The 12,427-nt window shown below is 59.7% G+C and carries 11 protein-coding genes and 1 pseudogene; 7 read left to right on the top strand and 5 right to left on the bottom strand.

What is annotated here, in order from left to right; genetic code table 11:
• Positions 1-1,316, bottom strand: a 1,316-nt coding sequence (locus I6F09_RS17290) for a DUF2235 domain-containing protein (protein WP_225188598.1), incomplete at its 3' end; no start/stop codon positions are given.
• 165 nt (positions 1,317-1,481) lie between these two features.
• Here I6F09_RS17290 and I6F09_RS17285 point away from each other — a divergent pair.
• A complete protein-coding gene (locus tag I6F09_RS17285) occupies positions 1,482-2,159 on the top strand; it encodes a hypothetical protein (protein WP_225188597.1) in 678 nt (225 codons plus the stop codon).
• Between the two features lie 184 nt (positions 2,160-2,343).
• Here the strand turns inward: I6F09_RS17285 and ftsZ are convergent, their stop codons facing one another.
• The 3 genes and pseudogenes from ftsZ to I6F09_RS37715 all read right to left on the bottom strand — a co-directional run.
• On the bottom strand, positions 2,344-3,600 hold the full coding sequence (ftsZ, locus tag I6F09_RS17280) for a cell division protein FtsZ (protein ID WP_225188596.1): 1,257 nt from the start codon (positions 3,598-3,600) through the stop codon (positions 2,344-2,346).
• Between the two features lie 148 nt (positions 3,601-3,748).
• Positions 3,749-4,264: a hypothetical protein gene (locus I6F09_RS17275; RefSeq protein WP_225188595.1), complete on the bottom strand. Its 516-nt coding sequence runs from the start codon at positions 4,262-4,264 to the stop codon at positions 3,749-3,751.
• Positions 4,265-4,418: 154 nt separating this feature from the next.
• Positions 4,419-4,559, bottom strand: a pseudogene (locus tag I6F09_RS37715) (DUF2235 domain-containing protein); the annotation flags it as partial.
• A gap of 228 nt (positions 4,560-4,787) precedes the next feature.
• Here I6F09_RS37715 and vsr point away from each other — a divergent pair.
• The 5 genes from vsr to I6F09_RS17245 are packed head-to-tail and all read left to right on the top strand — an operon-like array spanning position 4,788 to position 10,433.
• Positions 4,788-5,222 (top strand): DNA mismatch endonuclease Vsr, encoded by a 435-nt coding sequence (gene vsr, locus I6F09_RS17265; protein ID WP_225188594.1) that lies wholly within the window; start codon positions 4,788-4,790, stop codon positions 5,220-5,222.
• A gap of 41 nt (positions 5,223-5,263) precedes the next feature.
• On the top strand, positions 5,264-6,328 hold the full coding sequence (locus tag I6F09_RS17260) for a DNA cytosine methyltransferase (RefSeq protein ID WP_225188593.1): 1,065 nt from the start codon (positions 5,264-5,266) through the stop codon (positions 6,326-6,328).
• 13 nt (positions 6,329-6,341) lie between these two features.
• The gene (locus I6F09_RS17255) at positions 6,342-8,504 is read left to right on the top strand and encodes an ATP-binding protein (RefSeq protein ID WP_225188592.1); all 2,163 of its coding nucleotides are present in this window, start codon (positions 6,342-6,344) and stop codon (positions 8,502-8,504) included.
• A complete protein-coding gene (locus tag I6F09_RS17250; protein ID WP_225188591.1) occupies positions 8,501-9,700 on the top strand; it encodes a hypothetical protein in 1,200 nt (399 codons plus the stop codon). The genes I6F09_RS17255 and I6F09_RS17250 overlap by 4 nt, the downstream gene beginning before the upstream one ends.
• 7 nt (positions 9,701-9,707) lie before the next feature.
• Positions 9,708-10,433 (top strand): hypothetical protein, encoded by a 726-nt coding sequence (locus I6F09_RS17245; protein WP_225188590.1) that lies wholly within the window; start codon positions 9,708-9,710, stop codon positions 10,431-10,433.
• Between the two features lie 149 nt (positions 10,434-10,582).
• Here the strand turns inward: I6F09_RS17245 and rpmB are convergent, their stop codons facing one another.
• Entirely contained in the window at positions 10,583-10,891 is a 309-nt protein-coding gene (rpmB, locus tag I6F09_RS17240; protein WP_036045358.1) for a 50S ribosomal protein L28, read from the bottom strand.
• Between the two features lie 590 nt (positions 10,892-11,481).
• On the opposite strand from rpmB, the gene I6F09_RS17235 reads away from it, so the two are divergent.
• Positions 11,482-12,300 carry a DUF3108 domain-containing protein gene (locus I6F09_RS17235; protein WP_225188605.1) on the top strand — a complete coding sequence of 273 codons (819 nt, stop codon included), beginning with the start codon at positions 11,482-11,484 and terminating at the stop codon, positions 12,298-12,300.
• Positions 12,301-12,427: the final 127 nt, after the last annotated feature.

Here is a 12,427-nt window from a genome sequence, read left to right as displayed (position 1 = left end):
ACCTCCGCCCCCACATCCACCCCCGGCGGCACCGGCATCGGCACTGTCACATAGTCCTTGGGCAGGTTCACCGGCCGGTAGTCCGGCTCCACCGCCATGCGCTTCAGCACGCTCTCGTGCACATGCGCGCCTTCGGGGATCAGGCGCGGTTCGCCATCGGGGATGTAGAAGCCGAAATAGACTTTCCGCGCCGGCCATTCCCGGTATTTCGCACTCTTCGGCAGGAACTCCAGCACGCGCCAGACCGCCGTCATGGAATCGTGCAGCATGCCGCTCTTGCCGGTAAAAGCGGGCTCGACGTAGGTGAACGGCGAGTTCTTGCGCTGGACGCCCCAGGCGAGCTGGTTCACCGTGCGCGGGTTGAACTTCAGCCCGGCCTTCTCGGCCTCGTCGATCATCCACAGCAGCGGATATTTGGACTCGCCGCTCTCGGCCTCCGGATAGCCGCCGCCGACGTCGCAATGCACGCCGGCGAACCACACCTGCATGATGTCCTGCGGCACCTTCTTCTCATCAGGCACGTAGCGGTTGCTCCAGAACTCCTGCGGCTCCGCGTATGGCTTCAGGCGGAACATGCGCCGCCGCTCGTCGATCGCGATCGCCTGCCGGAAGATCCTGATGCTGGGGTCGCGCAGCGTGAAGGCGAGCTCCTCCAGGCTCGGCCAGTAGAAGCGATCGGCGCGCGGCACGATCACGCTCGCCACCGTGTCCCAGACGCCGACGAAATGGATGGTCGGCCAGCGCGTCGAGGTGATGCGCGCGAACTGCGCGGCGAGGTCGAATTCGTCCTTCGGCAGCGGCCCGCTCTCGTCGAACACGATGTTCTTGATATCCTCGACGTCGTTGCCGCGCCCGCTGCCGGAATATTGCTTGTAGGCGATGAGGCCGCTGCCGGCGAGGTTCGCCTGCTCCGGCGAGATCAGGCCGATCTTGTGGATCAGCCCCGCCAGCACGCGCACCGTGTAAGCCCCGCGCGAGAAACCGAACAAATAGATCTTGTCGCCGGGCGCGTAATGCTGAACCAGGAAGCAATAGGACGACAGCACGTTGTCATCGAGCCCGTATCCGGTAGCGAGCCCCCACACCAGCTTGATGTTGGCCTTCCAACGCCCCCAGGTCGACGGCTCCGTCATGGTGCCGACCCCGGGATCGTAAAACACCATCTGCCGCGGCTGCGTCTTGTCCGTCTTGCGCAGGCAGCGATAGAGCTTCAGGACGTTGGAGATGTTCTCCGAGATCTCGTTGCCGGTGCCGTCACAGCAGATGACGAGGTTCTTGCCGGCGGGCTTGTGGTCGGCGGGGTGGGCGGATTCCATGGGATGCGCCTCCGGGTGATGCTACCCGGGCGAGTATAGCGGAAAATGGGTAGCAGCGAGGGGAGGAAGGCGGCGGCGCCGGCACCTGGCCATGGCCGCACCGTCTGTTGACATTAACCTCTTGTTAACCATGCGGTCGCCTAATGTCGACGATGGGGGATCACCATGTCGGCCGATGCGACGCGACGGAAGTTGATGCCTGTTTCGGCCGATTCGGCCATGCGGTCGATGGCGAGGCTGGCGGTTCGCGCCAAGGCCGTCCTACAGGGCAGAACGCCTGTCCTATGGAGCAAAGCCATGTTCGCAAGGGACGACTTAGTGGACAATCTCTGCCGCGATCTCGATCGCGCGCGTGGAAGACGCGATGCGCTCGCATCCGAAGCCACGACCCTGACGGCCCAAATCGCCGAAATTGAAGCCCGCCTTTCGGAGGAGAAGAAGAGGCGGGAGCGTGAGCGCGTCCTGAGCGAGATCGAACTGATCAAGACGCGAATCAAGCAAGCCGCCGGAGCGTTTGCACCTGTCGTGGACGGTCTCTCCAGGGCGGTCGAATCGGCGGCGGCCGTTGTGCCCGAGGCGCGCGAGCTCAATAGTTTCCTGGTGTCGGTGGCGACCGAGGTCGACAGCGTGCTCGATCCCCTGTTGCGTGAACTGGATCAGCGCGCGGATGCAGTGCGATCCGGCCACGCGGCGCTGGACTTGCCGAGTTCGGCCGTTGAAGCCCCGCCCATCGAGCTGCCGAAGGACACCAACGAACGCCTGCTTCGCTTTCCGGCCTGGCTGTCCCGCGACAAGGAAACGGACAAGGAAGCAGCGGAGAAGCCGCACAGCACGGCGGCCTGAAGCCTCGGCGGCTGCGCACGCTCTACGCCGTCATTCCGGGGCGCGCCTCTTGGCGCGAGCCCGGAATCCATACTCACGATGGTGGTTATGGATCCCGGGCTCGCGACTTCGTCGCGCCCCGGGATGACAAGTTGTCGTTGGGCTCGCTGGTTGCCGAGCAGGTAACTTCCCCGCTCGCCGCCGCTCAGTTCGCCGCGCGGCGCAGGAAGGCCGGAATATCGAGAACGGCCTCGTCGGGCGCATTGCGCGCAGGCGCGCGGCCGTAAGCATCGAGCGGCTGAAGCGCCGCCTGCCGCACATGGTCCAGGCCCGGCCGTGCCGGTGGCCCCACGGGGTGGTGCGGCTGCGGGCGCAGCGGCGGGCTTGCCACATGCGGAAGGGCGGCGCTGCGCTCGATGCGATCGGCGATGCGGCGGCCGTCGTTGCGCAGCCTGCCGGCGAGCTGGGTGAGGGCGGTTTCCACTGGTAGCGCCTGCGCCGGATCGAGATTATCGATACCGGTCGCCACCACCGAGACGCGGACGATGCCTTCTAAGCTTTCGTCAAAGGACGCCCCGACGATGATGTTGGCGTCCGGGTCGGCCTCGTCGCGAATGCGGGTGGCGGCTTCGTCGACCTCGTACAGCATGAGATCCTTGCCGCCGGTGATGGAAATGATGAGGCCACTGGCGCGCTTGATCGAGGGATTCTCGATCAGCGGATTGGAAATCGCGGCCACGGCGGCGGCGAGCACGCGCTTCTCGCCGGAAGCCTCGCCCCGTCCCATCATGGCCTTGCCCTTTTCCTTCATGACGGAGAGGACGTCGGCAAAATCGAGATTGATCAGGCCTTCCTTGACGATGAGGTCGCTGATGCAGGCGACGCCCGAGTAAAGCACCTGGTCGGCAAGGGCGAAGGCGTCGGCGAACGTGGTCTTCTCGCTGGCCACCCGGAACAGGTTCTGGTTCGGGATGATCAGGAGGGTGTCGACTGTCTTCAGCAGCTCCTCGATGCCGGCTTCGGCAAAGCGCATGCGGCGCGTGCCCTCGAAGTAGAACGGCTTGGTGACCACGCCGATGGTGAGAATGCCGAGCTCGCGCGCGATTCTGGCGACGACGGGTGCAGCCCCGGTGCCGGTGCCGCCCCCCATGCCGGCCGTCACGAACACCATGTGCGCGCCGGTTAATTGCTCGCGGATCGTGTCGATCGCCTCTTCGGCTGCGGCGCGTCCCAGTTCCGGCTGCGAGCCGGCGCCGAGCCCTGCGGTCACCTTCGTGCCGAGCTGGATGAGGCGCTTCGCCTTCGACATCGCCAGAGCCTGCGCGTCGGTGTTGGCGACCACGAACTCGACCCCCTGCAGCCCGGCCGCGATCATGTTGTTGACGGCATTGCCGCCGGCGCCGCCGACGCCGAACACGACGATGCGGGCCTTCATTTCATGGATATCGGTATTGCCAGTCATTCTTCCCTCGCGATTGCTCCGGCAAGCCGGGGATTAAAGAAAGTCTCGCGTGCTAGCTGCAAGCATGATCCGGAAAAGTGCGAAGCGGTTTTCCGAAAAGATCATGCTCGAACAAAAACCTGGAGCGCGATGACGATTCATCCCAATCTCATCGCGCTCTAGCCGCACGGTCTGCTTGCACGATGAAAGCGGCCAGATGGCCCAACCGGCGCGCCGCGTATCCCGCGATCGAGCCGCCAGGGCGGCGATCGCTCCGCAGCGCCGTCACTTCGTCTTCCAGTCGTGCCGCCCATGCATTGGCGGCCGTCGTCTCGGCGGCCGCCTGCGTCAGCTCGACGGCGAGGCGATCGGCGCGCTCGCGCTCGCGCTCGAACACGGCCCTGTAGGCGGTTGCGACGGATTCGAGCCGCGCGATCTCCGCCTTGAAGACTTCGGTCTTGACGGCCTCGATCCTGGCCAGGGAGGCCGCGATGGGATCTGCCCGGCGGGCTCGTCGCGGGCGGGGCGTGTAGCGGAGCGCGGCGAGATCGACGCTCACCACCGCCTTGCCGTCCCCCGACCGCGAGCGCGGCAGGCGGCGACGCCGCGCCAGTGCCCGCGCGGCCTCGCGCGAGACATTGAGGCGGGCACCGAGATCGGCATACGTCAACAACTCAACGCACATCCGCGCTTCTCCTGGAGCGAACCGGGAAGGGATTTCGAGCTAGTGATGGCTGGACGATTGCAGCAGGCTAGAATGCGTTGGTTAATGGACGGTTAACGGGCGCGGGGGGTGTTTACGGGTGGCGCTGGGGTGCCGGCCATCGGAGACGTAGGGGCACCAGCTGTCGCGGCTGCGTCTTGTCCGTCTTGCGCAGGCAGCGATAGAGCTTCAGGACGTCGGAGATGTTCTCCGAGATCTCGTTGCCGGTGCCGTCACAGCAGATGACGAGGTTTCGCGTGGGGCTTGCGGTCGGAATTGGCTGCGGTCTGCATGGGATGCCCCTCCGGGGGATGCTACCGGGGCGAGTATAGCGGAAAGTGATCCAGAAGACCGCTAGCGATCCAAAAAGGTTCAGCACCAACCAGCTGTTTCTGTGAAGACTGCACAGCTATGACAAGACATCGCTTCAAATTTGAGTGTCAATTCAGTTATATAGCGTTGGTGGCGTGCAGTTATTAAGATTTGAGTCCCAAGGTACGGCTAGATGGCGGACATCCTCGATGCTAAGCGCAGAAGTGCACTAATGTCCCGAGTCGGGCCTCGGAACTCGAAGCCGGAGCGCGCAGTCAGAAGTTGTCTGCACAGACTAGGTTTTCGGTTTCGGCTCCACCGATCAGATCTCCCGGGTACGCCAGACATCGTCCTCCCCAAGCATAGCGCCGTTCTATTCGTTCATGGCTGTTTTTGGCACCGGCATTTGGGTTGCAAGAAGTCGACGATGCCAAGCACCCGCCGATCGTTTTGGATCTCCAAGTTCGAGGCGAATGTCGCTCGCGATCGTAGGGTAAAACGTAAGTTGAGATCGAAGGGATGGAGCGTGCTGACTGTTTGGGAATGTCAGACTAAGAAGCAGGAGGTGCTGACGCGACTTCTGACGCGGCGACTGGGCAGGCTTACATCATCGAAGGCTGGCCGGTAGCGCCGCTGCCAAATCATTATTCTGGGGTATCGGGGGCGGATATGAAAAAGCGCGTGCGGCGAAAGAGCTTGGAGTCTGTTGATCTTTTCTGCGGCGCAGGTGGGCTGTCATATGGTCTTTCGCTTGAAGGAATTGCCATTCGAGCAGGGTTTGATTTGGACCCGGCTTGCGAATGGCCATACGAAAGAAATGTTAGTGCTCCCTTTCATTGTCGAGATGTTGAGCATTTGAAGGCTTCAGAAGTCGCGTCGCAATTCTCGAGGCGAGCTGTGCGGCTACTTGCTGGATGTGCCCCTTGTCAAAAATTCTCAAGCTATACGCAGAAGAAATCATCGGGAGATCGAAATCGGTGGAGGCTGTTGGAATCGTTTCGGCGGATTGCTGTCGAGGTGTCGCCTGAGCTTATCACGATGGAGAATGTTCCAGGATTGGCCCGCCATCAGAGGTTTGAGGCCTTTGTTAAGGCGCTCAAGCTGGCCGGATACTCAGTCTGGTATGACGTCGTCGAGTGCGCAAAGTATGGAATGCCCCAAAGCCGCAAGCGACTTGTGGTTCTTGCCTCTAAGCTTGGGTCAATCGAAATTGTTTCCCCCCAGAACTTTGCCGGTAAGGATCTAACTGTCGAAGATGCCATATCGCATCTTCCTGCCATCCGAGCTGGTGAGGCCCATCGATCCGATTCGCTACACAGGTCCTCCGCCCTTTCCGACGAGAACATGAGGCGAATTAGAGCATCTCGGCAAGCAGGTACCTGGAGAGATTGGCCCAAAGATTTGGTCCTGCCGTGCCACAAGAAGAAGAGTGGTAGCGGCTACCCAAGCATCTATGGACGGATGTCGTGGAGTGAGAAGGCTCCAACAATCACTACGCTTGCCTATAATTATGGCAGCGGAAGATTTGGTCATCCATCGCAGGACCGAGCGATTAGCTTGAGAGAGGCCGCGCTCCTGCAGACGTTCCCGTCAGATTACGCGTTCGTGCCTCCAGGCTCTGCCATCAATGTTCGAGTCGTTGGTCGTCTAATTGGGAATGCTGTTCCGGTTACCCTGGCAAGAGTTATTGGTCGCTCGGTCGTCGCACACATTGAAAACGCATCTACTCCTTAGGTTCGCCTCTCGCATGAGCAGCCCAGAACAGATACCATTCGATGTAGATGCTGCGCTTCTTCGGGAATTGGGCGAGCGTCTAGTGGGCAGAGCAGATATTGCTCTCGCAGAGCTGGTGAAGAACGCTTACGACGCCGACGCATCTCTGGTTCACATCCAGATCGAAAAAGACAAAATAGTAGTAGAGGATAATGGTCACGGGATGACCGATGGAGAGTTTCGCAGCTTCTGGATGCGGATCGGCTCCCCGCATAAGCTCCAACAAAGGTATTCTCGTGAGCTCAGGCGTCCATTAACGGGCTCGAAAGGTGTAGGCCGGCTTGCAGTGCAGTTTCTCGGTTCTAGCGTTGAGGTTGCGACTACCGCCTCAGCCGTTCCATCCGTCGAATTGACGGCAACGGTTGATTGGACGCAGGCCGAAAAGAAAAAGGATTTGACCAAAGTCGTTGCACTTCTTCAGTCTTCGGACAGATCTGGCAACTACTGCGACGGCTCGCGGCGTGGCACGAGAATAACGATAAAAGGGTTGTCTCACGATTGGAGCGATCTTGATCGCGCAAAAAACCTAGCTTCCGAGCTCTGGCAGCTGCGTTCACCTGAGCCCCCGTCGGCTCGTCGTTCAGCAGATACGTTTGATATCCAGCTGGCTTCGTCCATCCCTCTCGTGCAGGAGGAGTTCAGGCAACAACTGCTTGTCCCGTTGGATATTTGGCATGCATTGATTCGCGGAGAGCTAAAGCCCCCCGAGGCGGCGGGCGACGCCGGCGAGCTCTCAGTGAGTATGCGCTTTCGTGATCAGTCGCAGATACAGCAGCAATCATTCGTTATACCGAAATGCTATCTTTTCAGTCTTTCGTTCGAGATAAGGGTTTATGCACTGTTCGGCCGTCAGCAAGCTGCGATCGCGGTTAGCAACGCTCGCGACTACATAAGCAAGCACGGTGGCATCAAGATATACGATAGTGGATTTCGTCTCCCCTACTATGGTCTCGAACATGATTGGCTCGATATTGAGGTCGACCATTCGCATCGTAAGAGCGAGTCGCAATTTCTGCCTGATGCTTTGCAGGTGCCCGGCGGACTATCCAACGTTCCAACCCAAACGAGGCTGTTGGGATATGTTTACGTCAACACGGGGTTCGAGGCCTCCAATGCCCGGCCTGCGGACGAATATTTGCAGATCCAAGTAACCAGAGATCGCTTGGTCGACAATCTTGCCTATCAGAATCTGCGGAGTTGCGTCCGGACAGCGATCGATTGGTACGCCATGCGAGAAACGGTACGGCGCATCCAAGAAGTGGAGCAGGAGGTTGAAAGCTTTCCGCAGAGGGACGCGCAGATCGCGGAAGTCGCCCAGATTATTGCTCAACACGCGCCCGAATTGCCGAAGCGTCAGGCGCGTGAAATCACCAGAAACATTGAGGCAGTCATAGATCGGCAAGCGATTTCCCAAGAGTTGTTGGGGCAAAATATGAATCTGCTTGGCGCTCTCGCTACGGCGGGCATGTTTGCGCTAGCGTTTGAGCACGAAATTTCTCGACAGCTGACGGTCCTTGAGACGCTTGCCGCAAGGATGAAAGCGTCTTCAAAGGCGTCATTCGAACTGGTGGATGAGCTGGATAAATGGATTAGGCGCGCGAGGCAGACGCGCACGATTTTTACATCGCTGTCCGACGAGGAAAGCCGACGAAAGAGGCAGAGGTTCAATGCGAAGTCAGCTATAGAGCAGTTCGTCAGCCAAGCTCAGCCGTTTATGAGCGGCGTTGAGATCGACTGGGAGGACGTTGACTCCGCTCTTCGCCTTCCGTCTGGTACTTTTGCAGAGTGGTCCGCTGTCTTTCAGAACGTTTTTGCCAACGCAGCAAATGCTATGATCGACAAGAAGACAAGACGAATAGCCGTTTCATCAGGTCGATCGGGGCGCAGAGCGTTTCTATTGATCCAGGATACTGGAACAGGAGTAGACCTTGATGAGGCCGACAAGCTATTTGAGCCGTTCCAGCGCAAAGTTGTTATTTCTAAAGAGCGACGATCTCTAGCGGTCGGTGGCACAGGACTCGGGTTGACCATCGTCAGATTGATTTCGCGTAATCTGAATTTCAATGTGTCATTTGCGAAGCCGACAGGGCACTATGCAACGTGTCTAAAGATTGATTGGCAGGAAACTTCTCGATGACTGTATCGAAGAACAAAGTTGAAGTCGTCATTCTCGATGATGAGGAGAATGTAGAGAAGGCCATCGTTTCGCGTTTGCCTGTGCCGATGCGCAAAAACAGCAAAGCCATCAAGCCCGAAGATATTGCTCCGATGGTGAAGGAATTGGGGCTTCGAGCCGCTGCAGTTCGAAGTTCAGCGAAGCGCGATCCGAAGCTCCTTCCGCTCGACACTGCAGATCTCTTCATCGTGGATTACGATTTGGTCCGGGCTCAGAACGAAGATTACCTCACCGGTGAGACGGTGGCTTACTTAGCGCGCTGCTATTCAAATTGTGGAGTGATAGTGGCTTTGAATCAATTCCACCGACAATCGACGTTCGATCTCACCTTGCGGCCCCAACTTGACTCGTTTGCCGACCTCAACATTGCCGCGGATGACTTGAAGAACTCGGGACTTTGGAAGCATGCTCCGTGGAGTGGGTATCGCCCTTGGTCTTGGCCCGTGATACCTGAACTGATTGATCTACTTGAAAAGCGCATTGCGGATGTTGCCAAGGCAGACAGCGCTGATCGTGTGCTTGAATTCCTAGGCTTTCCGGCGTCTGCCATTGAGCGACTTCCAACGGCGTCCCTTGAGTTGTTGGGGAGCCAGGAATCCAAGGTTGAGCGTGCAACACTGGGAGACATCATCCGGTCGTCGACGCTCGGATTGAGAGGCAGGGAGGCAACTGACCGAAAGCCTCGGCCAGACCAAGATGCGCGTATTGTTGCGGCACGGCTCTCGGCATGGCTAAACTTTGTTCTAGTTTCGCAAGATGTTTTGGTGGATGCGCCGCACCTCGCGCAGCGGTGTCCTAGCTTAATCGGAGGAAAGCTGACGGCATCGGCGATCGGGAATACATGCAAGCTCGGATCAAATCAGAAGGCGTTCAAAGCGGCCTCCTTGACCAAAGCTAGGTTTGCAAAGTCCCATTGGTTCGACCGGCCAGTCTGGTTTTGGACCGAGATAGAGCGTGAACGACTTACAAGTGAGCTACAGGATCCGTGGAACAGTGTGGATGACCGACTCGTGTTCTGCGAGGACAGTTCTCAATTTAAAGCGCGGACTTCTTCGAAAGCGTTTCAGAGCGATCTCATTTCACCATATCGAACTCGGTTTGTTAGCCGTGTGGCAGGGATCGACTACCAACCGGCTCATCGTCTAGCGTTGGCGTGAGGCGGCTGTGTCGACGGACATATTACCTCTGCTCGCTGAATTGATCGAGGCGGGGCAGATTTATGCACAATCGAATCGAGGACAGCTCTCAGAGGCTAGATTGTACCAAGCTTTAGCTGGCGCTGCAGGGCAAGCGTTCTCTACTGTAGATGAGTTGAAGAGCGCCTTCCGGAGCGATGCCGCTTTTTCGACTGTCGCGACCAAACGATTTATCCGTCTAGCAGATACATCGGATGGTGCGCACGCAATTTGTCCCGTGATCTTTCTTGACGGGGACCTCTCGAAAAATCACCCGTACCTTCGAATACAGCTAATTATTGTGACGCATTCACTTCAGGCCGATGTCCAGCCGCAGTGCTTGCTCATGCGATTCGAAACTCCTGAAGGGATGGACCCAGAGGGCCAAGGCAAGCACGACTATTACCACTCTCAATTGTGTACTGAACTGCGCGTTGATAGTTCCGGCCGAACGCTCACCGTTCCAAAATGCGTGCAATGGAGCGCTGCTTCCTGTCCTGCTTGGCCGGTTGATGCAGGTACCCCCTTCCAGTTGCTGGCTTGTGTCGTATTCGCCCTGTACGGAAAATTCGATGGCGTGCGAATTCTACGTAAAGCTTATGGGAAATCGCTGGATGCTTTAATCGAAGAAATGCATTTTGTTTTTGCGAAACCCCAGGCATCAATGAAATCGGCGCGGCGCGCGCCGCGAAGCCGTCCAGGGCCTAAGAGATAAAGGCCAGCAGCTGGCTCCAGGCTTTCACTGCAGTGCGACTTAAAGAGCAAAAACGGCCGGATCTTCCGATCCGGCCGCTACTCGAACTCTACTCGGCTAAGCCTACGCCACGCGACGCAACTTAGCCCCCGCCCTAACGGTAAATCTTCTCAGCTCGCCTGCTTGGCCGGCTGGGTGTCGCCGACCTTCTTCTGGATAGCGCGCTTCAGCTCGACGGCGCGCGGGGAGAGCGCGTCGGCGTTGGCCTTGAGCAGGTAGGCATCGAGGCCGCCATTGTGGTCGACGCTCTTGATCGCGTTGGTGGAGACGCGCAGGCGCACGTTGCGGCCCAGGGCTTCCGAGATGAACGTCACGTTGACGAGGTTCGGCAGGAAGCGGCGCTTGGTCTTGATGTTGGAGTGGCTGACCTTGTGGCCGACGAGGGGGCCCTTGGCCGTCAGTTCGCAGCGGCGAGACATGGCATAAATCCTTTAGTTCGAACCCCCAACGAGTGCGGCCGCCATTTCGGCGCCACGGGGGCAAATTCTTTCGTCCTTGCAGGGAGCGGGCGGACGTATAGGGGGGAAGGGGCCTTGCGTCAAGGCGACGGGCCGTTTTTGGCCCGTCGTCCCGGGGCGGGCAGAGCCCGAACCCGGGATCTCGTGCCCCGCCTCGGTGTCATCGCCCGCGAAGGCGGGCGATCCAGTACTCCGCGGCGGCGCGGCTGACCAGAGGCGCTGCGGCGTACTGGATGCCCCGCCTTCGCGGGGCATGACAGCGGAGGTGGGGAGAGGTCGGAACGCCCCCCGTTACCGCCGATCACCAAAACGGCAATGATTGTCGCGCCTTACCATCACATAAAGGGCGTATTCGCCGTCGAAGAGTCCGGTGGAGTTCCCGGGGCTGCATGCCCCGACACATTGTTTGTCGCCGGTTTTGGCTTAAGTAACAGCATATCGCGCTCTGATTGGATTGTTTCGTGCCGACAACGCTTCATTTCGCGCAAGTCCTGCGCTCAGCCTGTCTGTGTCGGGGCGTCCGCTTGGACGTCCCCTTGGCCGGCCGGCTGATGGCGCTTTGTGGCCTGGCGGCGGTGCTGGGCCTGGCGTCCGGCGCAGCGCCCGCGGCGGCGCAAGGTAAGCTCGAGGCGCAATATGAGGCGACGCTGGCGGGCATTCCCGTCGGCAAGGGCGCCTGGAACATCGATATCCAGGACGACGTGTTCTCGGCGGCGGCCGCCGGCGGCACCTCGGGGCTTTTGAAGTCGTTCACGGGCGGGTCCGGCACCGGCGCCAGCCAGGGGCGCGTGGTCAATGGCGCGCTGGTTGCGACCGGCTACCAGGCCTCCACCACCACCCAGAAGAAGACCGAAGAGATCCGCATCACCCTCGACAAGGGCAATGTGAAGGATTTTGCGATTTTGCCGGAGCCGCCGGTCGATCCGGACCGTATCGTCGTCACCGAGGCGCACCGCCGCGGCGTGTGGGACCCCATGACGGCCTCGCTGCTGCGCGTGCCCGGCACCGGTGATCCCGTTTCGCAGGACGCCTGCCACAGCTCCGCGCCGGTGTTCGACGGCCGCATGCGCTACGAGCTCAAGCTCGATTTCAAGCGCATGGAGACCGTGAAGGCGGAGAAGGGCTACAAGGGCCCGGTCGTGGTCTGCGCGATCTATTTCGTGCCGATCGCCGGCTACATCCCCGACCGCCCGGTGATCAAATACCTCGCCGCCCAGCGCAACATGGAGATCGCGTTCGCCCCCATCGCCGGCACGCGCATCCTGGTCCCGTTCTGGCTGAAAGTGCCGACGCCCCTGGGGCCGGCCATGCTGGAAGCCACCAGCTTCATCACGTCGCCCCAGCCGCCAAGGGTCGCGAAGACGCAGTAGGCAAGGAGGCCGCACCGCTCTCTCCGCCGTCATTCCGGGGCGCGCCCCTTGGCGCGAACCCGGAATCCATCAGGCCGCAGAGACGGTTGCGCGATGGATTCCGGGCTCGCGACTGCGTTGCGCCCCG

It is taken from the genome of Bradyrhizobium sp. IC3195, assembly GCF_020193585.1.
Classification (GTDB): Bacteria; Pseudomonadota; Alphaproteobacteria; order Rhizobiales; family Xanthobacteraceae; genus Bradyrhizobium; species Bradyrhizobium yuanmingense.
The sequence above is the reverse complement of the archived record's forward strand: the minus strand, read 5'-3'. Positions and strand labels throughout refer to the sequence as shown.